Below are 24,473 nucleotides of genomic sequence, written 5' to 3'. Positions count from 1 at the left end.
CGGCTTTTTTGTGTTTTCCGAGCTGATTATGCTCAACGAAAGGAGTATGCGCTCTGTATCGTATAGTTGGATTAGATAGCGACCGTATCGTTATCGAATTTAGGAAAGATAACAAGGACTTGGTCTTTGAAAATTATTCAGAGGCTGAAGAGTACTTGAAAAAAATTAAAGAGGAAGATATCATTCCAAAGAAATATCACTTACTCATCCAAGAGTAATTCCCAAACCAAGCGGCCCTCCCGCTTGGTTTTTTTACGCGTCATTCACTAACGCTCCCGTTTGTGGAAGACTCCGTTTCAAGATTTTTGTTGAGTGGATGGGGGCTGCGGGGATTAGCTCGCTTTCCGCGGGAGCGAGGTGAGCACATACCGCGCTCCCTTAAAGGAAGCCTGTATTGGTTGAAATAATGGATGACACTTCCTGGCCATGGATACGGGGTCAGGGAAACGATGATTCGCAGTGTTTTGGATCAGTCAGTAGAAAAACACACATGTTCGTGCCTCCATTCGCTTTTCATGCGGACGTTTCCCAGACCCTGTTTGCTTATTCATGTAGGATCTTTGGATAAAACGACCTTATAGCGGCGTGGCTCATCACTCGCCCACGGAAAGCGAACCTTTTCCCGGAGCCCCTAAGCCCCCACAAAAGCCTCGAAACTCAGTCTTACACAATCCTGCCATTATGTTGAATAACGAATGGAGCATAAGTGGAGTGGTTTCGGAGACAATAACGGTAAAAAGAGAAGAGGTGCAAGAGATGAGACGATTCTTACTAATGGCAGGTATGGCTGTCTTTTTGTTAAGTGCGTGCGGGTTGCAGGGAGAAAAATACCAAGGCATGACAAGCCGGGATGATGTAGAGAACATGGGCTACAATAATGAAGTGACTCGCGGACAGGAGAGTCCACGTTCCATGAATAAAGTCGGCCATACGTGGGGCCTCAAACAGGATAGGGAGAATATGAAAGCAGCAGCCCAGCAGCTTTCCGGGGTCGAAGTGAAGAGGGTTACCCTTGAGGCTAACCAAGCATGGGTGACGGTACACATCGAAGGGGATGAGGACCTTTCCAAAGAAGAGAGAGCTGATTGGAAAGATCAAATCCAAGAAGCTGTTTACCAGGCTGTCCCCCGTTATGACATTCACGTGAAGATCAAATAACTTTTCCGGATGGTGTCCAACCTATAGATGGGGGAATGACTAAGCTCCTGCGGGAGAAAGTTGTTTCCCTTTTCCTACTCTATGAAAAGGCTGGGGGACCAAAACAAATTCCGTGAGATCATCTTTACTGAGGAATGGGTCGAGCGGTTGTAACCATGACCTCTCTATAATATAATTAGAATGTTATGGAGAAAGAGGTGCATACCATTGATCGAACGTTTACAAACATTAGAAGATCGTTATGAAAAGTTGAACGAATTACTTAGTGATCCTGAAATTATTTCTGATACCAATAAACTACGTGAGTATTCCAAAGAACAATCTGGACTGCAGGAAACAGTTGAGGCTTATCGTGAGTATAAAGAAGTGACAGAGCAGCTGGATGATGCCAAAGCCATGCTTGATGACAAAATGGATGCGGATATGGTTGAAATGGTCAAAGAAGAAATTCATGAATTATCCACCCGCAAACAAGACCTTGAGGAACGTTTGAAAGTGCTCATGCTTCCGAAAGACCCAAATGATGATAAAAACGTAATCATGGAAGTGCGTGGTGCAGCGGGTGGAGATGAAGCGGCTCTATTTGCCGGTGATCTTTATCGCATGTACGCACGCTATGCAGAGGCGCAAGGGTGGAAAACGGAAGTCATTGAAGCGAATGCGAGCGACGTCGGTGGCTATAAAGAAATCATCTTTATGGTGTCGGGGAACATGGCTTATTCCAAGCTGAAGTTCGAAAACGGTGCTCACCGCGTCCAGCGTGTACCTGAAACGGAATCAGGGGGACGCATTCATACTTCTACCGCCACTGTTGTTGTTATGCCTGAAGCGGAAGAAGTCGAAGTGGAGCTGCATGATAAGGATATTCGAGTCGATACCTTCGCATCAAGTGGTCCAGGGGGTCAAAGTGTTAACACGACCATGTCCGCTGTACGTCTGACTCACGAACCGACGGGTACCGTTGTATCTTGTCAGGACGAAAAATCACAAATTAAGAACAAAGAGAAGGCGATGAAAGTTCTTCGTGCTCGTGTTTATGATAAGTTTCAGCAGGAAGCTCAGGCAGAATACGATGAAAACCGTAAGTCTGCTGTAGGTACAGGAGACCGCTCCGAGCGAATCCGTACGTATAACTTCCCGCAAACACGTGTCACGGATCACCGGATCGGTTTGACGTTACAGAAGCTTGATCAGATTCTTCAAGGAAATATGGATGAAATCATTGATGCTCTGTTGATTGAAGAGCAAACGAAAAAAATGGAGCAGATTGGTGAATAGTATGCAGCCTACTTTTACGTCGATTCGGGAAGCCCGCCGCTGGGCTTCTCTTTTTTTACAACAACATCAACGGGAACCGAGGGTGGCTGATTTATTACTGGAACATTTTTTGAATTGGACCCCCTCCCAACTGCTTGCTTATGACAATGAACCGATGCCTGAGGAAGTGAAAAGGGATTTCGTGCAATCTGTCCGGCAACATGTGGACACAGGGGTGCCTGTCCAGCATCTTACAGGGATTGGTCATTTTTATGGGCGGGAATTTCAAGTCAATAAAGATGTCCTGATCCCACGTCCTGAAACCGAAGAGCTCGTCCTCGGGGTTATAGATTTTATCCGTGCAAAAAATTTGAAAGCTCCTAAGATCGTCGACCTTGGAACAGGAAGTGGTGTCATAGCCATTACGCTTGCGGCTGAACTTCCGGGCAGTGATGTAAGAGGTGTGGATCTATCAGAAGAAGCCCTCAGGATAGCTGAAAAAAATGCCGCTCAGCACGGGACAGATGTTCGATTTTATCAAGGGGATTTTCTTGAATCGCTGGTTGAAGAGTCCTTCGATGTCATTGTTTCTAATCCTCCTTATATCGCTCATTCTGAAAAAGAACAAATGGATGATACCGTGGTGGATTTTGATCCAGGGATGGCTTTATTTGCGGAGGAAGAAGGATTGGCCGCATATAAGACGATCCTCACCCAGGTTACACATATGAAAAAAAAGCCGAAATGTATCGCTTTTGAAATTGGTCATGAGCAGGGGGAATCGGTAACAGCGCTCTTCGATGCCCTCCTTCCCGAACTCTTTACAGAGGTGCGGCAGGATATTAACGGGAAGGATCGCATGGTCTTTGCCTTTTCCAGATGATGAAATACAAGATTGATAGATTTATGGTTTAAACTCTATGCTTCCTGTCCATACTAGCGACTAGTAGAGGGACAGGGAGGAAAAGAAAATGAAAAACAGTTGGCTCTTATTATTATCTTTATCTATTATTATTACGGTCCTCCCTTGGGGACAACAATCGAAAGCACAGCCTGAATTTCAAGTTATCCCGGATGAAGCCATCCGTCTTCGTATATTAGCGGATAGTAATGATCAAGCAGATCAAAAAGTCAAACGTATGGTTAGAGACGAGGTCAATGCACAAATCACCGAATGGGTAGCTGAATTGACTTCGATTGAAGCAGCGAGGGAATTGATTCAGAACCGTCTGCCAGAGCTTCAAGAGATTGTAGGGGAAACTTTGGAAAAGGAAGGGATCGAACAGGATTACACCGTTGATTATGATTCCACTGTCCAATTTCCTACAAAGTTGTATGGTTCTTTTGTTTATCCAGCTGGAGAATATGAAGCGATTCTTATCACATTGGGAGAAGGAAATGGTGATAATTGGTGGTGTGTCTTGTTTCCGCCTCTATGTTTCCTTGATTTCTCAAATGGGACGAGTGTAGCAGAAGCGGAAGAAGTGACGGAAGAGGAAGTAGAGAAAGAAGAGCAAGAAGAAGTACAATTCTTTGTCGTAAAAATATGGGAAAGCATCTTTTCCTAGCATACAATCCACATCCCTTTTCATAGAGTGAAACAAAGGGGTGTGGATTCTATTATGTATATCGAACAAGTAGAAGATGAATTGTATCAATTGAAAAAAGCCGACCAGCCAATTGGGTCGTTTCGGCTGATCCAACTATCCAAGGGAGCCGGCAAGCTTGAACAGCTTCAAGTGAAAGATCATATTTCTCCAGGTAGGATTTTAGAAGTATTCGAAGTGATACAGACTTATGTGGAAAAAGTCGGGTTAAAAGAACTGCATGTGGAAAGTCATTCAGACACGCTTGACTTCCTTTTACAACATCAACAGTTCAAGAAAAAGGATGTCGAAAAAAGATTGTGGGTTTATGAAGTTAATCACAGTTAATTGTGTATAAGTCGCTTATTTATTCACAAAAAGGGTGTTATTTGTTAATAACTTGTGAATAAGAATTTTTATCTCTCAAATTTACTAACGGAATCTTTGGATATGTGGGTAAAATTGTGGATAACTTGAGGACATCTTGTGAATAATGTCTAAATTTGCGATATTTTGTAGAATTAATCATAATAGACACTAACACAAGATACGGAATAAAGGGGTACGTACGATGAGGATGGAAACGAAATGGTGGAAACAAAGCAAAAACTCAAGTGATCTGGATGCTCAAGTTCAAGAAGCCGCGGCTCTTTTGAGGGAAAATCAGGTAGTCGCTTTTCCGACAGAGACGGTCTACGGTTTAGGTGCAGATGCAACGGAAGAAGCGGCTGTACAGCGGATTTTTGAAGCTAAAGGTCGACCAGCAGATAATCCTTTGATTGTTCATGTGGCAGATGAGGATCAAGTGAGTCAACTTGTTTCAGAGATTCCCCCTGTGGCAAAGAAGCTGATGGACGAATTCTGGCCTGGGCCGTTGACGCTTGTTCTTAAGAGCAATGGGACAGCCGCTGAAAATGTGACGGCGGGCTTATCCACAATTGGAATTCGAATGCCGGACCATCCACTTGCTCTAACCTTGCTTCGTAAAACTGGGAGACCATTAGCGGCACCGAGTGCCAATCGATCAGGTCGACCAAGCCCCACAGCGGCCGATCACGTCTATCAAGATTTGGATGGGAGAATTGCAGGCATCCTGGATGGAGGTTCAACTGGGGTCGGAGTGGAATCGACTGTTGTCGACTGCACGACTGAAATCCCTATCATTTTAAGGCCTGGAGGGGTAACAAAGGAAGGTTTAGAAAAGTATCTCCCAATAGTCATGGTAGATCCCGCTCTGGCTGATGAAAAACAGAAGCCAAAATCACCTGGGATGAAGTACACACACTATGCACCTGAATCCCCGCTCTGGCTGGTGGATGGCACGGATGAGTTCTTTGTTGAACAGCTTCATCAATTAAAGGGAGATGGAAACAGAGTCGGAGTCATTGCAAGTGATGAATTAGCAGAAAAACTCGACCATCTTCCTCTTATAAGATGTGGTTCAAGATTTCAGCTTGATCAAGTAGCAGAAAAACTTTATGGAGCTTTAAGAGAATTCAAGAAGTCGGATGTAGACTTGATTCTATGTGAAACTTTTTCTGAAGAAGGTGTTGGAGCGGCGATTATGAACCGATTGAATAAAGCCGCAGTCAAAAAAATCCAGACCTGCTGACATACGCTCCTCCTCTCATGCATACGATGATATAGCATGTCCGGGGAGGGGAAGTTTCAGTTGGAGCATATGACATCACTAATTTTGTTATCGATTGCTTTAGGTCTGGATGCATTCTCTGTGTCTTTAGGGATGGGGTTACAAGCAGTAAGGTTAAGGCACGCTTTCTTCATTGGGATTGTCATCGGGGTCTTTCATATGGTCATGCCAGGATTGGGAATCTTACTTGGTAAATGGCTGTCTGATAGTGCGGCTGAATGGGCTGAGTTGTCAGGAGGAGTTATGCTGTTCGGCCTAGGTGCCTATGCAGTTTTTGCTTCGTTCACAGAAAAGCACTCGGTTTCCTATCGAATGACGGGCATCGGAATGTGGTTATTCGCACTGAGTGTAAGCATTGACAGCTTTCCAGTCGGATTCAGTTTAGGGTTAAGGGAAGCAGAAATGTTTATATCTGTCTTTTCCTTTGGTGTATTCAGTATGGCACTGACGTGGACAGGCTTCATTATTGGTCGTAGAGCGGGAGGTTTACTTGGCACTTACAGTGAACTTCTTGGAGGAAGCATTTTATGTGCTTTAGGTTTGAACGCCATTTTCTGACAAGTTTTCCGTCTAATCTATACCTATGGTACTATAGAGAAAATGGACTATCGATGAGGGGAAGATTGGCTATGAATATATTATTTGTCTGTACTGGAAATACATGCCGAAGCCCGATGGCTGAAGCGCTGCTCAAATCGAAGCTTGTAGAAGGAAATGTTCAATCCGCTGGTATTTTCGCAGGAAAAGGAGAACCTTTGGCGAAGAATTCGGAACTCGTTCTTAGGGAAATTGATTTAGATCTGAACCATCAAACAAGGCCTATTGACCAAGATTTGCTAGAATGGGCGGACCTTGTACTAACTATGACAGATCGCCATAAACAAACCCTCGCACTCCAATACCCGGACGATCAAGAAAAATATTACACGCTTAAGGAATATGTCCTGGTAGATGAAAGTCAATGGCAGCATCTAAAGAACCTTTATGCAGCCTTTGAAGAGAAACGTTTGTCTATCATAAATAAATATAAAGACAAAGTCGACGATCAAGAAATCGAGCAAAAATTATTCGAGGAACTTGAGGACGAAATCAAAGAAATTGAACAGAGGGAAAAAGAACTGCCAGACTTGAATATCATAGACCCTTTCGGCGGGAATATCCCTATTTATCGGAATACCCGTGATGAGCTTAATCACTACATTGAACGTCTCGTAGAGAAGCTTCGCGACGAGGAATAAACCGGTTTCTTAAAGCGGATCACCCTCGTCGCCCCACTGTTTTTATGACATCATTCATACATACCTAAAACCCAGAAGTCTCTCTGGGTTTTTTATCTTTTTAATAACCTCCCCGCGTCTCTTCCAGTAATAACAAAATCTACTCTTTCACGGTTCAGTTAATACATATAAAAATAGATAGATGGAAGGAGTCGATGGAGAGCGTTGACAGGGGAAAGGGAAACTGTCACGATAAGATTGATATTAGAAGACGGGAGTGTCTATAGATGAAAGTGATCCTTGCCTCCGACCATGGCGGAGTGAACTTACGGAGAGAAGTAGCAGACGTTTTAAATGAACTTGAAGTAGAATTCGAAGACATCGGGTGTGATTGTGAAGATTCCGTCGATTATCCAGACTACGCAATCCCAGCAGCAGAACGTGTAGCAAACGGAGAATTTGATAAAGCGATCCTCATCTGTGGAACTGGAATTGGGATGTCGATCTCGGCTAATAAAGTGAAAGGAATTCGTGCTGCATTGGTGCATGACCTCTTCACTGCTAAAGTCACCCGTGAACATAACGACTCGAACATTCTATGTATGGGCGAACGTGTCATTGGACCAGGTTTAGCACGAGAAATCGCGAGAACATGGGTCTCTACAGATTTTGAAGCAGGTCGCCACGAAAGACGTGTAAGTAAGATTGCCGAATATGAAAATAAGTAATACAATGGGATATAGAAAAGCTGAAGTTTTTTAATAGCTGATGCTGACAATTGAAGGAGGAGCCTGATGCTTCTCCTTTTTTTGTAAAAACAAGCCGCGTATAGGGTGTATTCCCCTATTTGTGCTGACATATAGAGGAGGTAGGATGGTGATGGATATGGAGAAGATTCAAACGGATGTCCGGTCTGTGGTTGATCAACTTATGGATACAGGCAGCCTTCAATCGGGTGTTTTTGTCATTGGTTGTTCCACAAGTGAAATTGCAGGGGAAAGAATTGGTACTTCAGGAAGTGAAGCCATTGCTGAAGTGGTTTATAGTGAACTGCAAAATCTTTCGGAGCGCTCCGGCGTTCATCTCGCATTCCAATGCTGTGAACATTTGAATCGTTCATTAGTTGTCGATCGGTCCGTGATGGAAGAACAAGGTTTGACAGAAGTCTCTGCTATTCCTGTTCCGACCGCGGGTGGATCGATGGCCTCCTTCGCTTATAAGCATATGAAAGATCCAGTGCTTGTGGAGAGGATCGAAGCCAAAGGTGGACTGGATATCGGTGACACACTCATCGGTATGCATTTAAAGCGTGTAGCTGTTCCGCTTCGAATGTCTCAAAAAAATATCGGCCACGCCCATATTACGGCAGCGAAAACCCGACCTCCTCTCATTGGTGGGGCACGTGCGGTTTATGTAAGTCAAGAAGAAGCAGGTTCTTGTGATCATTAGGAATGGAAAGGGGAAGCTAGACCATGAATCATGTAAAATCAGCAGATGCAGAAATTTTTGCAGCCGTTCAAGATGAAAGACAACGCCAACAGGATAATATTGAATTGATTGCTTCAGAAAACTTCGTTTCAGAAGCAGTGATGGAAACGATGGGTTCTGTGCTTACGAATAAATATGCGGAAGGCTATCCGGGCCGTCGTTACTACGGGGGTTGTGAACACGTAGACGTTGTTGAAAACTTAGCCCGTGACCGCGCGAAAGAACTGTTTGGTGCCGATCATGCAAACGTTCAGCCGCACTCTGGTGCACAAGCGAATATGGCTGTTTATTTCACCGTGCTTGAACATGGTGATACGGTGCTCGGTATGAATTTGAATCACGGCGGTCACTTGACCCATGGTAGCCCCGTTAACTTCAGTGGTAAGTTGTACAATTTTGAAGAGTACGGTGTGGACGAGAAAGATGAAACGATTGATTATGATGCTGTGCTTCAAAAAGCCAAAGAAGTGCAACCTAAATTAATCGTTGCAGGGGCCAGCGCTTACCCGAGAGAAATTGATTTTGCTAGATTCCGTGAAGTCGCTGATGAGGTCGGAGCTTATCTTATGGTCGACATGGCACATATCGCAGGGCTGGTGGCTACAGGGCTACACCCGAATCCTGTACCTCACGCTCATTTTGTCACGACAACGACCCATAAAACATTGCGTGGTCCTCGTGGTGGAATGATTCTTTGTGAAGAATCTTTCGCTAAGAAGATCGACAAGACGGTGTTCCCAGGAATGCAAGGTGGTCCTTTAATGCACATCATTGCAGCTAAAGCCGTTTCCTTTAAGGAAGCCTTGCAACCAGAATTCAAGACATATTCCCGACAAATCATCGCCAATGCGAAGCAATTGGGCGAATCCCTTGTTGAAAAAGGGGTCGATCTTGTTTCTGGTGGCACAGACAACCACTTACTCTTACTTGACTTACGCAGCAAAGGCTTGACCGGCAAAGTAGTAGAAAAAGCTTTAGACGATATCGGTATTACGACAAATAAAAACGCCATCCCGTTCGACCCTGAAAGCCCGTTTGTCACAAGCGGAATCCGTATCGGTACAGCGGCTGTTACGAGCCGTGGCTTCAAGGAAGCGGAAATGGAGGAAATTGCAGATCTGATCGCCTTCACTCTAGATCATCATGAAGATGAAGCGAAAATGAAAGAAGCGGAAAAACGTGTACGCGAATTAACGTCCCGCTTCCCTCTATATCAGACACTCAACTTCTCTTCCATTTAATAAATGGAACTACCAAGAGCCACTAGATCAATCTAGTGGCTCTTATTAAAGGATCTGGCAGGGTTGTGTAAGGCTTGATTTAGAGATGTTTCGGGGTTCGTTGCTTGGGATTAGCGTCAGGGGTGGCTGGGAAGCTACTCGTCCAGCTCCATCGCCCAGACACTCGCGTCATAAGCAGAATAGCAACGGAATGTGCTTTTTATTCCATTGCTATTCTGCTTATGCCAGTCGTGTCTACCAGGGCGATTCCGCGGAAAGCGAGTCATCCCCCGCAGCCCCAAACTACCGCACAAACATCTCGAAACTGAGTCTTCAAGAAAAGGGAGCAATTCTGTAATAATTCGTAATACGGTCAAAGGTTGCGGAGAGGTTTCTTTTTCTGTACAATTTAAAGGATGTAAATTTTCAGAAGGAGTGAATGGCAATGGCAAACGTTTATGTACTGGATCACCCATTGATTCAACATAAGTTGACGTACATACGTAAAAAAGAGACAGGGACGAAAGACTTCCGTGAATTAGTAGATGAAGTAGCAGCACTTATGGCCTTTGAGATCACCCGAGATCTTCCATTGGAAGAAGTGTCTATCGATACACCAGTCGTACAGGATGCGAAGGCAAAAGTACTGACAGGTAAAAAGATCGGACTTGTTCCTATTCTAAGAGCCGGGCTTGGTATGGTAGATGGAATTATCCAATTGATTCCAGCTGCTAAAATTGGACACGTTGGACTTTACCGCGATCCAGAAACATTGCAGCCCGTCGAATATTATGTGAAGCTTCCAAGTGATATTGAAGAACGTGAACTGATTGTCATCGATCCGATGCTTGCGACAGGCGGATCAGCCAATGAAGCAATCCACTCCTTGAAGAAACGTGGAGCACGACAAATTCGTTTAATGTGTCTAGTAGCTGCCCCTGAAGGTGTAGAAGCTGTACAGAAAGAACACCCTGATGTGGACATATATCTTGCCGCTCTTGATGAGAAATTGAACGAAAAGGGATATATCGTACCAGGTTTAGGAGATGCAGGAGACCGCTTGTACGGAACCAAATAAAACCACTTCCTCATTAAAGGAGGAGCACTCATGACAGAACGCATTAAAGTAATGACGATATTTGGGACAAGACCGGAAGCTATAAAAATGGCACCGCTCGTCCTTGAATTAAAAAAACGTACGGAACAGTTTGAGCCAATCGTTGCAGTAACCGCCCAACACAGAGAGATGTTAGATCAAGTGTTGAACATCTTTGATATCGAACCTGATTTTGACCTGGATATTATGAAAGCCCGCCAGTCACTTGCTCAAGTGACGACACGTGCTTTGGAAGGTTTAGACGAAGTGATGAAGGAAACGAAACCGGATGTTGTGCTTGTCCATGGGGATACAACAACAACCTTTGCCGCTTCCTTGGCTGCTTACTATAACCAAATTCCTGTCGGGCATGTGGAAGCTGGACTACGTACTTGGAATAAGTACTCACCGTTCCCTGAAGAAATGAATCGCCAATTGACCGGTGTTATGGCGGACCTTCATTTTGCACCGACGAATAAATCAAGAGACAATCTTCTTGCTGAAAATAAGTCGGAAGACAATATCTTTGTTACCGGGAATACAGCGATTGATGCTTTACAGACCACGGTAGCGGAAGATTATGCGTCTGAAGTGCTTGATGAAGTAGGGGATAAACGCCTTGTTCTGATGACGGCACACCGTCGTGAAAACCTTGGGAACAATATGAAGCAGATGTTCCGGGCCATCAAGCGTCTTGTACAGGAACATAATGACATTCAAGTGGTCTACCCGGTTCATTTAAATCCGGTGGTTAAAGAAACAGCGGACGAAATCTTAGGGAATGACGATCGAATCAAGCTGATCGAACCGCTTGATGTTATCGATTTTCACAATTTCGCTTCAAGAGCACACCTCATTTTGACTGATTCAGGCGGCGTGCAGGAAGAAGCACCTTCACTGGGTGTCCCTGTCCTTGTCCTTCGTGACACGACAGAACGTCCGGAGGGAATTGAGGCAGGTACATTGAAGCTTGCAGGAACAGAAGAGGATCATATCTTCCATCTCGCTCATGAATTGTTATCGGATGACAAAAAACATGAAGCGATGGCTCAAGCCTCTAACCCGTATGGCGATGGGCAAGCTTCTGCCCGCATTGCAGAGGCGATTCGATATTTCTTTAAACATCGTGAAGACAAACCAGCACCATTTGAAATTATATAAGAATCTCCCTAAAGGACGAGGTCACCAAGACCCCGTCCTTTTTTGCTTTAATATCGCAATAGCTAGTGAATAATGAAGGCTAAGTTACGAGACATTTAGGCAGTTTCCTTTATGCGTCTTCTAGGTGATCCTGATGAAAACATTGAAGTCACCAATCAAAAACCGAAAGTCGTTGATTCATACCAGGTGCTTGCCGATAAAAGCTTAAAACCCACTGATAAAGTTGGAAACGCCAGCCGACCCTAACGCTCATCACGCATAAACGTGTAGCTATGACAAATGCTATGGAAAAAGGAGCACAAGCTTATGCGATATGGGATTATTTTTTTCACATGCTTATTTTTATTGACCGGATTCAGTGCTCCTGAACCGAACGATGAAGTTACCATCATTGTCGAACTGGACGAATCACCAGAGCGTTTCCTGAAAGAAGTAGGGCGAAGACTACCAAGACTTGAAGTGGTGACAAGTTACGACACGATTTTTTATGGAGTAGCGATTAGAGGGACGGCAGAAGAACTGGAAAAAGTGGCAAGGATGGAAGCTGTAAAAAACCAGCACCCTGTCCACACCTATGAAGCGCTAGAAGTGGAGAAAGGTCCACTTTTTTCTACAGAAGTCATTAGAAACCATATGCGCCATCCACAAACAGGCAAAGGCGTTAAGGTGGGGATTATAGATACAGGGATTGACTACAATCACCCGGATTTAAAAGAGAATTACAAGGGTGGTTATGACACGGTTGATTTTGACGACGATCCCATGGAAACCGTAGAGGAAGGGGCGACGATTCACGGCACGCATGTCGCAGGTGTTGTAGGGGCAGATGGAAAAATGAAAGGAATAGCACCAGATGCCGATCTTTATGCCTATCGGGCTTTAGGGCCTGGAGGAGTAGGGTCATCTGTACAAGTGATTGCAGCCATAGAGGAAGCGGTTAAGGACGGAATGGATGTCATCAACCTTTCTTTAGGGAACGACGTCAATGGGCCGGACTGGCCAACCACCCATGCGGTCAATAAAGCTGTAGAGTTAGGGACAGTCGTTGTCGTAGCGGCGGGCAATTCTGGACCGAATGGCTGGACAATTGGCTCACCAGCTACTTCTTCGGATGCCATCACAGTAGGGGCTTCAGCTTTATCTATGAAGGCCCCTGTTCTAAAAGTACCAGGTGAAAGGGAGAAGGTTTTGATTCAAACAATGTCTGGATCTGTTCCATGGGAATTAGCCAAAAAATATCCCGTCACTTATGCAGGAACGGGGGAGGCTGAGTATGGTGATGTACGTGGGAAAATCGTCTTGTTTGAAAGAGGGGGCATCCCTTTCAGTCATAAGGCTTTAAAGGCCTACCAAAAAGGTGCGGTTGCTGTACTCATCTTCAATAATGAAAAAGGAAATTTTCAGGGAGGATTAGATGGAGTGAAACTGCCGATCCCTGTAGCCTCTCTTTCGAATGAAGCAGGACATTGGTTGAAGGAAAAAGTCATACAACAAAATCAATGGGTCGAGACAATAAATGTTTCTTTAGGTGATCAGGTTGCTCCCTTCAGTTCGAGAGGGCCAGTCACAACGAATTGGGAAATCAAACCGGATATTCTGGCTCCCGGGGTTGATATATATAGTACAGTTCCAGGTGGATATCAATCGTTACAAGGCACAAGTATGGCTGCTCCTCATGTGGCCGGAATGGCCGCCTTAATAAAAGAGGCTCATCCGAATTGGACCCCTGCAGAAATCAAACAGGCGCTTACAAGTACAGCGGATTTAATAGGGACAGATAAACAACCTTTTCCACCCACAGAGCAAGGGGCTGGTTATGTAGACCTTAATGAAGCTCTGGAGCCGGAATTGCTTATTGAGCAAAGCTCCCTCTCATTTGGGAAAATTGAAGATCGAATTTATAGAAAACAATTGCCTTTAACGCTAAGAAACTTGAAAGATGTACCTGTCACCATTTCCATTGAAAAGCCGGTAATGGAAAGTGGAGTTTCCTGGACGGTTCCAATGTCGGCAAAGATTGAACCAGGAAAAGCGAAAGAACTGTCAGTGGAACTCCGTGTATCTGCTGCTTTTTTAGATGAGGGGGTTCACGAGGGCTTCCTTAAAGTTCAAGAGGGAGTAAATATGTACAGCGTCCCGTATGTGTATGTGAAAGAAACTTCAAGTTATGAAATTGTCTCAGGGTTTGAACTGGAGACTTCCTGGCAAAACGATCGGCAGGCTGCTTATCGTTTCCACTTAGCAGAAGATGTGGATCATTTGAGAGTCGATTTATACCGGGCGGGTACGATGTTAACCGCAGGTACTCTATTAGATGTAAAGGATTTGCAATCCGGTCTGATTAAAGGTGAAGTGAATATCGATGACCTGAACTTAGAAGGAAGTTATCTCGCCATCGTCACTGTTGATACGGATAAAAAAGAATCGATCTACCCGTTTCCTATTTATATAGAAGGAAGACGGTAAAAAAACGCTGTGCCTGGAAGCGCGGCGTTTTTTTGTGAGCGAAGATATTCTATGTAAAACGGGTGATCAAAATAGATAATATCTGTATTGTGTCCCACATATTGGTTTGTAGTGTAAATTCGACGTAAATGTGACGAAAATGTGATCGAATTTTGTCTGTCATTTGTACTTTTACTCACAAACTCATTGACATCAAACCACCCCTATTGTATTCTTACATAGTGTGGAATGATAAGGTTTTCATAGGTGACATACAAGGTTTTCAGCCACTAGAAAATTGTGGAGGAAGAACGGATGAAACAGACCGAACCACCCTTCAAAGCAATGGCTTTAACCAGCATGATCACATCCCAACTCGCAGGCGGCCCTTTAGCCGGCGTTTACCTCGGGAAATGGATCGATAGTCACTATTCCACGGAACCCATTTTCTTAATCATAGGATTACTCCTCGGGTTAGGTGCAGGTACATATGGGACCATTCATTTAGTACGAACGTACACGGGAGACGATTGACATGCAAGGATATCAACAGATGATGACCCGTCAGCGAAAATGGATGTTCTATCTTCTGGCTTTATTTGTACTTGGTTGGGGTATCACCCCTTGGCAACCGATTTTCCTCGGACTTCTGTTAGGAAGTGCATTGAGTTTCTACAACCTCTGGCTCATGCAAAGAAAGATCCGCAAGCTTGGCGAAGCTTCCGCAGATAACCGCTCCGTAAGAGGAATTGGTACGTTTACGCGATTGGCTTCCGGCGCATTAGCCGTAGTCATTGCCCTTCAGTTTGAAGAATATTTCCATTTGATTTCAGTAGTTTTGGGCTTAATGGCAGCCTATATTGTCATTTTAATAGATTATCTGTTCAATAAATCAACAGTTTAGCATGATGGAAGGTAGGTGAACAGTTTGAATCACGAAGCACCGATGTGGGAGGATGCGTTTGGAATCTCTTGGTTGGATTTCAACTTATCAAACGTTCTGATGATGTTTGTCGCGTCATTGATCGTATTCATCCTCGGCGTAGCGGCGACAAGAAACATGCAGCGATATCCGACAGGTTTTCAAAATTTCATGGAATGGCTGATCGATTTCATTAAAGGAATTATCGGTTCCAACATGGATTGGAGAACAGGTAGGCTCTTTTTACCGCTGGGACTGACATTATTCGCCTACATTTTCGTAGCGAACATGCTCGGGGTTGTCACCAACGGTGTTGTTGGACACACACTATGGTGGAAATCACCGACAGCTGATCCGGGAATCACTTTGACACTCGCGACACTAGTCGTCGTATTGTCCCATTATTATGGAGTGAAACTGCGGGGAGGTAGAGAATATGCAAAAGGATTTGTACGTCCATTGCCATTCTTGCTACCATTCAAGATTATTGAAGAGTTCTCAAATACGTTGACTCTTGGTCTGCGTCTATACGGGAACATTTACGCAGGTGAAATCCTATTAAGCTTACTCGTTGGACTTGCAGCGACTGGCGTAGGAGGATTTATCGGAGCGACCGTTCCGATGATTGCATGGATGGGCTTTAGTACTTTCATTGGTTTCATCCAGGCGTTTATTTTTGTTATGTTAACGATGGTTTACTTGTCTCACAAGGTGAGCGAAGACCATTAATATAAAGCATTATAATAATTTTTTTAAAAATATTGAGGAGGATTTTCATTATGGGTCTTTTAGCAGCTGCAATTGCAGTAGGTTTAGCGGCACTAGGTGCTGGTATTGGTAACGGTTTGATTGTTAGTCGTACAGTAGAAGGGATTGCGCGTCAACCAGAATTGCGCAGTGCACTTCAAACAACAATGTTCATCGGTGTTGCCCTAGTAGAGGCGATTCCTATCATCGGCGTTGTTATTGCATTCATCGTAATGGGACAATAATTAGGACGAGCATATACGCTTTTGGCGAAGTTCAACTCCATCGATCTTCGCCTTTCCTTTATACCTTACGAAAACTTTATACCCGAAAGTCACGGTAAGAAAACTTCGACGGAAGCTGTATTTGCAGCGGAAGCCGGGTTTTTCGCTTGTCTAGCCCTAGCATCAATGAAGGGCTGCGGAATTAATGAAGTGTAAACCTGTTACGAGATGGTGTGGAGAGGAGTGAAAACTGTGCAAGGATTCACAGAGAGTCTGGTCCTCGGAGCTGGAGGACTTAACATAGGTGACATGATCATTCAGCTTGTTTTCTTCCTTGGTCTACTTGCTCTTTTAGGTAAGTTCGCATGGGGACCATTGATGAACATGATGAAAGAACGTGAAGATTACGTAGCAAATGAAATCAACACGGCCGAAAAAAGTCGTGAAGAAGCGCAGCGCATGCAGCGTGAAGCTTCTGAAGAGTTGAAAGCGACACGCCAGGATGCACAGAATATCATTGAGGATGCTCGTAAAACAGCAGGCCAGCAAGAAAGAGATATTCTCGAGTCAGCACGTGCTGAAGCTGAACGCATCAAGGAATCTGCTCGTCAGGAAATCGAGCAGGAGAAAGAAAAAGCTGTCCAAGCCCTTAAAGATCAAGTGGCAACTATGTCTGTCATGATTGCATCGAAAGTGATTGAAAAAGAACTTTCCCAAAAGGATCAAGAGGCGCTGATCAACCAATATATCGATGAGGCAGGCGAAGAGCGATGAGTCAAACTATCATTGCTAAACGCTATGCAGACGCACTTTTTCAACTTGGAAAAGAAAAGTCGAAACTAGAACAATTTGAATCCGAATTGGTAACTCTACGTGATGTTTTTCGCGGCAACAAGGAAATCATCTCATTCCTGAACCACCCACGGTTCTCCATGGAACAGAAGAAAAAGTTGGTCGGCGATTCGTTTCAGTCTTTTTCTTCTGAAATCGTCAATACTTTAAAACTGTTAGTGGAAAGGCATCGTGAGGATATCATAATTGATATGATCGGATTTTATATCGAAATGATGAACGATGCCAAAGGCATTGCAGATGCGGATGTTTACTCTGTAAGGGAACTTTCTGAAGCTGAAAAACAACGCATTTCAGAAACATTTGCACCAAAAGTAGGTAAACAATCCTTGAACCTTACGAATATCGTAGACCCTTCCATCCTTGGCGGCCTTCGCCTGAGAGTCGGTAATCGCATATTTGATGGTTCTGTCAGTGGAAAACTTCGCCGCATAGAGCGTAAGTTAGTTTCTGCGAACAATAGATGATAGGGGTGAAATGGCATGAGCATCAAAGCTGAAGAGATCAGTGCGCTGATTAAGCAGCAAATTGAAAACTATGAATCAGATATAGAAGTCAATGATGTGGGAACCGTAATCGAAGTTGGTGACGGTATTGCCCGTGCTCATGGTCTTGATAATGTCATGGCTGGTGAGCTCGTTGAATTCTCTAATGGTGTCATGGGATTGGCACAAAACTTGGAAGAGAGTAATGTTGGTCTTGTCATTCTAGGACCATATACAGATATTAAAGAAGGCGACGAAGTACGTCGTACAGGACGAATCATGCAAGTACCCGTCGGGGAAGAAATGCTTGGTCGTGTCGTAAACCCACTCGGACAACCAGTCGATGGACGCGGACCGATTGAAACGACAAAAACACGCCCAATCGAATCTCCGGCACCAGGGGTAATGGATCGTAAATCCGTTGATGAGCCACTTCAAACAGGTATCAAAGCCATCGATGCTCTTGTACCGATTGGACGTGGACAACGTGAGTTGATTATCGGTGACCGTCAGACAGGTAAAACATCTGTTGCCATCGATGCGATCTTGAACCAGCATGACCAGGATATGGTATGTATCTATGTAGCGATCGGTCAAAAAGAATCAACGGTTCGTGGAACAGTAGAAACTCTACGTCGTCACGGTGCGCTTGATTATACGATTGTAGTAACGGCAAGTGCTTCTCAGCCTGCTCCACTACTATACCTTGCACCATATGCAGGTGTATCCATGGGTGAGGACTTCATGTACAACGGCAAACACGTATTGGTCGTTTATGATGACCTTTCTAAACAGGCGGCTGCCTACCGTGAACTTTCTCTACTTCTGCGTCGTCCTCCAGGCCGTGAAGCCTTCCCAGGTGACGTATTCTACCTACACTCTCGTTTGCTAGAGCGTGCAGCGAAACTTAGTGATGCGAAAGGCGGAGGTTCCCTGACTGCACTTCCTTTCGTAGAAACACAAGCAGGAGATATCTCTGCATATATTCCGACAAACGTAATTTCCATTACCGATGGTCAGATATTCTTGCAGTCTGATTTATTCTTCTCCGGTGTACGTCCAGCAATCAACGCAGGTCTTTCTGTATCCCGTGTTGGTGGTTCCGCACAAATCAAAGCGATGAAGAAGGTCGCTGGTACGCTTAGACTTGACTTGGCTTCCTATCGTGAATTGGAGGCATTCGCTCAGTTCGGTTCTGATCTGGATAAATCCACTCAGGCCAAATTGAACCGTGGTGCTCGTACGGTTGAAATCTTGAAACAAGGTCTTCACCAACCACTAGCCGTTGAGAAACAAGTCATGATCATTTACGCACTGACAAAAGGATTCTTAGATGAAATTCCAGTCGCAGATATCACTCGCTTCGAATCTGAATTCCATAACTGGTTGGATAACAACCGTAAAGAGCTTCTGGCTCAAATCCGTGAGACAGGCAAGCTTGCAGACGATGAAGATATGAGTGGTGCTGTGAAAGAATTCAAGAAAACGTTTGTCGTTTCTGAATAAATGAATCATAGCTAGAAAGGGTGGTGAAACAGCGTGGCATCCCTTAGAGATATTAAAGGTCGGATTACGTCAACAAAAAAGACGAAACAAATCACGAAAGCAATGCAGATGGTATCTGCCTCCAAGCTTAACCGTGCCGAGCAGAATGCAAAGAAATTTGTTCCTTACAGCGAGAAGATCCAGGAGGTTGTGGCAAGTATCGCCCAAGGTGGTGGAGATGCGAGTCACCCGATGCTCGAGGCCCGCGATGTCAAAAAGACAGGGTATCTTGTGATCACTTCTGACCGTGGACTTGCGGGAGCATTTAACAGCAGCGTTCTTCGTAAGGTGTACCAGCAGATCAGAAGCAACCATACGTCAGCGGAAGAATACACCCTGATTACCATCGGACGTATCGGGCGTGACTTTTTCCGTAAACGAAATATGCCTGTCGATATGGATATCACAGGAATATCTGATCAACCAGATTTCTCTGATATCAAAGATATCGCTTCCGATACGGTACAGCTGTACACAGATGAGAGAATAGATCAGCTTTATATCTATTACAACCATTATGTCAGTGCCATCACCCAAGAAGTGACAGAGAAGAAAATTCTTCCACTGACAGATTTCAATAAAGAGGGCAAAGCGAGCCAAAGTTCGTATGAGTATGAGCCGAACCAAGAAGAGATTTTGGAAGTCTTGCTTCCTCAATACGCTGAGAGCTTGATTTATGGCGCTTTACTCGATAGTAAGGCCAGTGAGCATGCAGCACGTATGACGGCAATGAAGAGTGCGACAGATAATGCTGATGATTTGATCGGAGATCTTACTCTTTCTTACAACCGTGCCCGTCAGGCTGCTATTACCCAGGAGATTACCGAAATTGTCGGCGGTGCAGCTGCCCTCGAATAGGATCTCTCGGATTTTTGAACAGTAAGTTAGGAGGGAAATCGATGAGTAATGGACGCGTGACCCAAATCATGGGACCCGTTGTTGACGTAACGTTCGATGATGGACATCTCCCTGATCTTAATAACGCATTACACGTAAGTTACGAAGCGAAAAACGAAAACGAAAAGAGCGTCGACCTTACATTGGAAGTTGCCCTTCACTTGGGTGACAATACCGTTCGTACCGTTGCCATGTCATCTACGGATGGTGTCATGCGTGGTACTGCAGTTACGGATACAGGTAGCCCGATTTCTGTACCTGTAGGAGAAGTAACGCTTGGACGTGTATTTAACGTAGAAGGCGACACGATCGACCTTGATGAGCCAATCGGTGATGTCCGTCGTGACCCGATTCACCGTGAAGCTCCTAAATTTGAAAACCTGGCTACAGAAACTGAAATTCTAGAAACAGGAATTAAAGTTGTAGACCTTCTAGCCCCTTATGTAAAAGGTGGTAAGATCGGTTTGTTCGGTGGTGCCGGAGTAGGTAAAACCGTACTGATCCAGGAATTGATCAACAACATCGCCCAAGAGCACGGAGGTATTTCCGTATTCGCAGGTGTTGGTGAACGTACACGTGAAGGAAACGACCTGTACTATGAAATGACTGACTCCGGAGTTATCAAGAAGACAGCCATGGTATTCGGACAGATGAACGAGCCGCCTGGTGCACGTATGCGTGTGGCCCTATCTGGACTAACTATGGCCGAATACTTCCGTGATGAAGAAGGACAGGACGTTCTATTCTTTATCGATAACATCTTCCGATTCACTCAAGGTGGTCTTGAAGTTTCTGCCCTACTTGGACGTATGCCATCAGCCGTTGGTTATCAGCCGACACTTGCTACAGAAATGGGTCAGCTTCAGGAGCGAATCACATCGACAGACAAAGGATCCGTTACTTCCATCCAGGCCATTTATGTACCTGCCGATGACTATACGGACCCGGCGCCAGCGACAACCTTCGCTCACTTGGATGCAACCACAAACCTTGAGCGTAAGCTATCTGAACAAGGGATCTACCCTGCCGTGGACCCACTTGCTTCCACATCTCGTGCTCTAGACCCTGAAATTGTAGGCGATGAGCACTATGAAATCGCCCGCGAGGTTCAGCGTACGCTTCAACGCTACAAAGAGCTTCAGGATATCATCGCGATTCTAGGTATGGATGAGCTTTCTGATGAGGATAAATTGACGGTTTCCCGTGCACGTCGTGTACAATTCTTCCTTTCTCAGAATTTCCACGTTGCTGAACAGTTCACTGGCCAGCCTGGTTCTTATGTACCTGTTTCAGAAACAGTTAAAGGCTTCAAGGAAATCCTTGACGGCAAATATGACGATATTCCGGAAGATGCGTTCCGTCTAGTCGGACGAATCGAAGAAGTCGTTGAAAAATCAAAACAAATGCAATAAACAGGTCTGGTGGATAGAGGGACTTGAATAAAGTTCCTCTTCCTCTTCATGATCAGCCAAGGAGGAATACGAATGAGCACACTGACGGTGAGTGTAGTCACTCCTGATGGCCCGGTGTTGGAAGATGCATTTGAAATGGTAAGCTGTAAGGCGGAAAGCGGTGAACTTGGAATTCTTCCTGGCCACATCCCGATGGTCGCTCCTTTGACGATCAGTGCTGTTCGTCTTAAAGGGGAAGGAAGATCAGATCGTATCGCGGTAAGCGGCGGTTTCCTGGAAGTTCGTCCAGACAAAGTCACGATTCTTGCTCAATCTGCTGAAAAGCCAGCGGATATTGATATCGATCGTGCCCGTATGGCCAAAGAACGTGCCGAACGTCGCCTTCAGGACAAACAAGCCGACATTGATTTCCAACGGGCTGAAATGGCACTCAAGCGTGCCTTGAATCGCTTGAATGTTTATGAGAACAACTTTTAAACTGCTTTCTTTATGAGAGCAGTTTTTTTGTGAAAAATACCAGTTTTTTTCGTCAGCGAATTTTGGATAGTCTCGTCTAAATGATGTGAAATATCTATTATTGCCCGGGAAATGGAGTAGAATATTCCCTCTTTTGTCAATTTATCTTGAACTTTTGATGAAGAGATGAGGAATCTCGACATACCTCAGGGAAGGAGCAGCACCTATGGAACAATACTTTGCGGAAGAAGCAATTCTTAGCATGACCTCGCATTTGATCTTTATTATTATCACCTGGAGGGTATTACAGTCCATCAACTTTGATGCATTCTTCAGGAAAAACAAAGTCTTTGAAGCAAGAGCATTGCTGATTATAGTTACCATCGCTTTAGGTACAACGGTGAGCAATTTCTTTCTTGATTTTATTAAATGGTCTAACAGCCTCATTTATTTATTTTAATGACGGAAGACAAATGTCTAAAGTTGTTAGGAAATGTATCGTATGAATGTCCCCTTCTCAGGTCAAACTTATAGTAAGAAAATGCTTGGGGAGGCATTCAAAATGAAAAGTGTTTTGGCTGGAATAATTGCTCTATTTATTATAGGAACAGGTGCTTATCCACAGGAAATGACAGAGGCTCAAGAAACACTCATGGAGTTTTCGTCATTTGCTGCGGATAAGCAGCTTGAAGTGAGTGGCTGGACGATAACGATGAAAGAAAAGGTGTCTAGAAAAAAGGCAGACCGGTTGAAAAAGGATCTCTTAGAGTTTTGGTCTGATTCTGTCGTTAGGGAAGAGATCACGGTCAATGCGGTAAAGTACACTGTCAAAAACAGTCATAAAAACGAACAAATCATCGAAAGTTTTAGTATGATTGTTCCAAAAAATGCGTGGAGCGATGTGGAAGTGGTTTATACCACAGAAGGACAGGGAACACCTTCATTAACAAACATTAATCAAACAAGCATGAATGAGATATCTCGTCGATTTTTCTCAGAAAATGTCACTAATTTCTCTTGTATTAAGACCAAATTTAGTGGTATTATTGATGATGTTTTAGTGTATAAAAAATTCAAACAAGCTTTCGACATAACAACAATAGATGAAATCGACGAGAACGGTTGGACGAGCAGGACCGGATACACCCAAAAGTGGGATCAGGCCATTGATGCTGGGGATCGAATAATGAACGTTCAATTCGCGACCCGAACTTTGGGCGGGGAGACAAACATCACGATTGGCACACCCATAATAACTGCTGAATATTAATAATAGTGAATATGGACGCGGAGGAGAATGAACCTTGGAAAAAATCATCGTCCGTGGTGGGAGGCAGCTGAATGGTACCGTCAAAGCAGAAGGTGCCAAGAATGCCGTACTGCCTGTCATCGCAGCAAGTATTATTGCAAGTGAAGGAAAAAGCGTACTGCACGAAGTACCCGCATTAGCTGATGTATATACGATCAATGAAGTGATCCGACATATGAATGCAGATGTAAATATGGTGGGTAACACAGTCACGGTAGATGCTTCTAGTGAATTGGAAACAGAAGCACCAATTGAATATGTAAGGAAAATGCGCGCCTCTGTTCTTGTATTGGGACCACTTTTGGCCCGGTATGGCCATGCTAAGGTTGCTATGCCAGGAGGATGTGCGATCGGTTCACGTCCGATTGATCAGCACTTGAAAGGCTTCGAGGCAATGGGAGCTGAAGTAACCGTTGGAAACGGCTATGTTGAAGCAGAAGTGAAAGGCCGATTAAAAGGTGCAAAAATTTACTTCGATGTTCCTAGTGTTGGTGCAACGGAAAACGTCATGATGGCTGCAGCTCTTGCAGAAGGAAGAACGATTCTTGAGAATTGTGCGAAAGAACCGGAAATTGTCGACCTTGCAAACTATTTGAATAAAATGGGTGCAAACATCGTTGGTGCAGGGACAGAAACAATCCGCATCGAGGGTGTAGAGAAACTTGTTGGTACGACTCATACCATTATCCCAGACCGTATCGAAGCAGGTACATTCATGGTAGCTGCAGCGATTACCGGAGGGAATGTTCTCGTACAAGGTGCGATGCATGAACACCTACGTCCCCTTGTGTCTAAAATGGAAGAGATGGGCGTCATCATTCAAGAAGAAGAGAATGGACTGCGTGTCATTGGTCCAGATATTCTTCAAGCAACAGACATTAAAACGATGCCACACCCTGGCTTCCCGACAGACATGCAATCTCAAATGATGGCTCTCATGCTGAATGCAGCAGGTACGAGTGTCATTACAGAGACGGTATTTGAAAATCGCTTTATGCATGTCGAAGAATTCCGTCGTATGAACGCGAATTTGAAAATTGAAGGTCGCAGTGTCATTGTAGAAGGACCATCTTCCTTACAAGGTGCAGAAGTTGCCGCAACCGACTTGAGAGCCGGAGCTGCATTGATTCTAGCCGGATTAGTGGCTGACGGTTATACAAGAGTGACGGAGCTTAAGCATCTGGATCGTGGATATGTGGATTTTGCTGAGAAATTAGCTACCCTAGGCGCTGATATTGAGCGTGTCAGAGAAGAAGAAGTATATTCAGAAGATCACGAACCAAGCGAATCAGTATCGACATTATAATATATACATCTTTTTAGCTTGCCTGTTTCAATATTTTTG

The 24,473-nt window shown here is 44.5% G+C and carries 28 protein-coding genes; all 28 read left to right on the top strand.

Annotation, left to right across the window (positions count from 1 at the left end; translation table 11 throughout):
• Positions 1-756 precede the first annotated feature (756 nt).
• The 28 genes from HFA01_RS14915 (at position 757) to murA (ending at position 24,434) form a co-directional block, all read left to right on the top strand.
• On the top strand, positions 757-1,158 hold the full coding sequence (locus HFA01_RS14915) for an LptM family lipoprotein (RefSeq protein ID WP_146817630.1): 402 nt from the start codon (positions 757-759) through the stop codon (positions 1,156-1,158).
• A gap of 207 nt (positions 1,159-1,365) precedes the next feature.
• Positions 1,366-2,436, top strand: a complete 1,071-nt coding sequence (gene prfA / locus HFA01_RS14910; RefSeq protein ID WP_146817628.1) for a peptide chain release factor 1 — start codon at positions 1,366-1,368, stop codon at positions 2,434-2,436.
• A 1-nt stretch (position 2,437) separates the two neighbouring features.
• Positions 2,438-3,298 carry a peptide chain release factor N(5)-glutamine methyltransferase gene (prmC, locus tag HFA01_RS14905; protein ID WP_146817717.1) on the top strand — a complete coding sequence of 287 codons (861 nt, stop codon included), beginning with the start codon at positions 2,438-2,440 and terminating at the stop codon, positions 3,296-3,298.
• A gap of 88 nt (positions 3,299-3,386) precedes the next feature.
• Entirely contained in the window at positions 3,387-3,983 is a 597-nt protein-coding gene (spoIIR, locus tag HFA01_RS14900; protein ID WP_146817625.1) for a stage II sporulation protein R, read from the top strand.
• 54 nt (positions 3,984-4,037) lie between these two features.
• Positions 4,038-4,349: a hypothetical protein gene (locus tag HFA01_RS14895; RefSeq protein WP_146817623.1), complete on the top strand. Its 312-nt coding sequence runs from the start codon at positions 4,038-4,040 to the stop codon at positions 4,347-4,349.
• Between the two features lie 223 nt (positions 4,350-4,572).
• The gene (locus HFA01_RS14890) at positions 4,573-5,613 is read left to right on the top strand and encodes an L-threonylcarbamoyladenylate synthase (protein WP_146817621.1); all 1,041 of its coding nucleotides are present in this window, start codon (positions 4,573-4,575) and stop codon (positions 5,611-5,613) included.
• Between the two features lie 69 nt (positions 5,614-5,682).
• Positions 5,683-6,210 carry a manganese efflux pump MntP gene (locus HFA01_RS14885; protein WP_307725376.1) on the top strand — a complete coding sequence of 176 codons (528 nt, stop codon included), beginning with the start codon at positions 5,683-5,685 and terminating at the stop codon, positions 6,208-6,210.
• A 71-nt stretch (positions 6,211-6,281) separates the two neighbouring features.
• Positions 6,282-6,890, top strand: coding sequence for a low molecular weight protein arginine phosphatase (locus HFA01_RS14880; RefSeq protein WP_146817617.1), 609 nt, complete (start codon positions 6,282-6,284; stop codon positions 6,888-6,890).
• A 266-nt stretch (positions 6,891-7,156) separates the two neighbouring features.
• Positions 7,157-7,597 (top strand): ribose 5-phosphate isomerase B, encoded by a 441-nt coding sequence (rpiB, locus tag HFA01_RS14875; protein ID WP_146817615.1) that lies wholly within the window; start codon positions 7,157-7,159, stop codon positions 7,595-7,597.
• 157 nt (positions 7,598-7,754) lie between these two features.
• Positions 7,755-8,318, top strand: a complete 564-nt coding sequence (locus HFA01_RS14870; protein WP_146817613.1) for a TIGR01440 family protein — start codon at positions 7,755-7,757, stop codon at positions 8,316-8,318.
• A gap of 23 nt (positions 8,319-8,341) precedes the next feature.
• Positions 8,342-9,598, top strand: a complete 1,257-nt coding sequence (gene glyA / locus HFA01_RS14865; RefSeq protein ID WP_146817611.1) for a serine hydroxymethyltransferase — start codon at positions 8,342-8,344, stop codon at positions 9,596-9,598.
• A gap of 424 nt (positions 9,599-10,022) precedes the next feature.
• Positions 10,023-10,655, top strand: a complete 633-nt coding sequence (gene upp / locus HFA01_RS14860; RefSeq protein ID WP_146817609.1) for a uracil phosphoribosyltransferase — start codon at positions 10,023-10,025, stop codon at positions 10,653-10,655.
• A 30-nt stretch (positions 10,656-10,685) separates the two neighbouring features.
• Positions 10,686-11,834, top strand: a complete 1,149-nt coding sequence (gene wecB, locus HFA01_RS14855) for a non-hydrolyzing UDP-N-acetylglucosamine 2-epimerase (RefSeq protein WP_146817607.1) — start codon at positions 10,686-10,688, stop codon at positions 11,832-11,834.
• Between the two features lie 111 nt (positions 11,835-11,945).
• Positions 11,946-12,080, top strand: a complete 135-nt coding sequence (locus HFA01_RS19170; RefSeq protein ID WP_281290516.1) for a hypothetical protein — start codon at positions 11,946-11,948, stop codon at positions 12,078-12,080.
• Positions 12,081-12,140: 60 nt separating this feature from the next.
• On the top strand, positions 12,141-14,300 hold the full coding sequence (locus HFA01_RS14850; RefSeq protein WP_146817605.1) for a S8 family serine peptidase: 2,160 nt from the start codon (positions 12,141-12,143) through the stop codon (positions 14,298-14,300).
• Between the two features lie 294 nt (positions 14,301-14,594).
• The gene (locus tag HFA01_RS14845; RefSeq protein ID WP_146817603.1) at positions 14,595-14,813 is read left to right on the top strand and encodes an AtpZ/AtpI family protein; all 219 of its coding nucleotides are present in this window, start codon (positions 14,595-14,597) and stop codon (positions 14,811-14,813) included.
• A gap of 1 nt (position 14,814) precedes the next feature.
• The gene (locus HFA01_RS14840; RefSeq protein ID WP_146817601.1) at positions 14,815-15,183 is read left to right on the top strand and encodes an ATP synthase subunit I; all 369 of its coding nucleotides are present in this window, start codon (positions 14,815-14,817) and stop codon (positions 15,181-15,183) included.
• Between the two features lie 24 nt (positions 15,184-15,207).
• A complete protein-coding gene (atpB, locus tag HFA01_RS14835; RefSeq protein ID WP_089652063.1) occupies positions 15,208-15,930 on the top strand; it encodes a F0F1 ATP synthase subunit A in 723 nt (240 codons plus the stop codon).
• A 50-nt stretch (positions 15,931-15,980) separates the two neighbouring features.
• Positions 15,981-16,193, top strand: coding sequence for a F0F1 ATP synthase subunit C (atpE, locus tag HFA01_RS14830; RefSeq protein ID WP_014644824.1), 213 nt, complete (start codon positions 15,981-15,983; stop codon positions 16,191-16,193).
• A 231-nt stretch (positions 16,194-16,424) separates the two neighbouring features.
• Positions 16,425-16,946, top strand: a complete 522-nt coding sequence (atpF, locus tag HFA01_RS14825; RefSeq protein ID WP_089652062.1) for a F0F1 ATP synthase subunit B — start codon at positions 16,425-16,427, stop codon at positions 16,944-16,946.
• Positions 16,943-17,491, top strand: a complete 549-nt coding sequence (locus HFA01_RS14820) for a F0F1 ATP synthase subunit delta (RefSeq protein WP_146817599.1) — start codon at positions 16,943-16,945, stop codon at positions 17,489-17,491. The genes atpF and HFA01_RS14820 overlap by 4 nt, the downstream gene beginning before the upstream one ends.
• Before the next feature lie 15 nt (positions 17,492-17,506).
• The gene (atpA, locus tag HFA01_RS14815) at positions 17,507-19,015 is read left to right on the top strand and encodes a F0F1 ATP synthase subunit alpha (protein ID WP_146817597.1); all 1,509 of its coding nucleotides are present in this window, start codon (positions 17,507-17,509) and stop codon (positions 19,013-19,015) included.
• A 33-nt stretch (positions 19,016-19,048) separates the two neighbouring features.
• Entirely contained in the window at positions 19,049-19,912 is an 864-nt protein-coding gene (locus tag HFA01_RS14810) for a F0F1 ATP synthase subunit gamma (protein WP_146817595.1), read from the top strand.
• A gap of 41 nt (positions 19,913-19,953) precedes the next feature.
• Entirely contained in the window at positions 19,954-21,363 is a 1,410-nt protein-coding gene (gene atpD / locus HFA01_RS14805; protein ID WP_146817593.1) for a F0F1 ATP synthase subunit beta, read from the top strand.
• 72 nt (positions 21,364-21,435) lie between these two features.
• Positions 21,436-21,840 (top strand): F0F1 ATP synthase subunit epsilon, encoded by a 405-nt coding sequence (locus tag HFA01_RS14800; protein ID WP_146817591.1) that lies wholly within the window; start codon positions 21,436-21,438, stop codon positions 21,838-21,840.
• 205 nt (positions 21,841-22,045) lie between these two features.
• Positions 22,046-22,279 carry a DUF1146 family protein gene (locus tag HFA01_RS14795; protein ID WP_146817589.1) on the top strand — a complete coding sequence of 78 codons (234 nt, stop codon included), beginning with the start codon at positions 22,046-22,048 and terminating at the stop codon, positions 22,277-22,279.
• Between the two features lie 102 nt (positions 22,280-22,381).
• Positions 22,382-23,089: a YwmB family TATA-box binding protein gene (locus HFA01_RS14790; protein ID WP_167506254.1), complete on the top strand. Its 708-nt coding sequence runs from the start codon at positions 22,382-22,384 to the stop codon at positions 23,087-23,089.
• A 34-nt stretch (positions 23,090-23,123) separates the two neighbouring features.
• The gene (murA, locus tag HFA01_RS14785; protein ID WP_146817585.1) at positions 23,124-24,434 is read left to right on the top strand and encodes a UDP-N-acetylglucosamine 1-carboxyvinyltransferase; all 1,311 of its coding nucleotides are present in this window, start codon (positions 23,124-23,126) and stop codon (positions 24,432-24,434) included.
• The last annotated feature ends 39 nt before the right edge of the window (positions 24,435-24,473 follow it).

The organism is Halobacillus faecis, assembly GCF_007991335.1.
GTDB lineage: Bacteria > Bacillota > Bacilli > Bacillales > Halobacillaceae > Halobacillus > Halobacillus faecis.
This window is presented reverse-complemented; position numbering and strand designations above follow the sequence as displayed.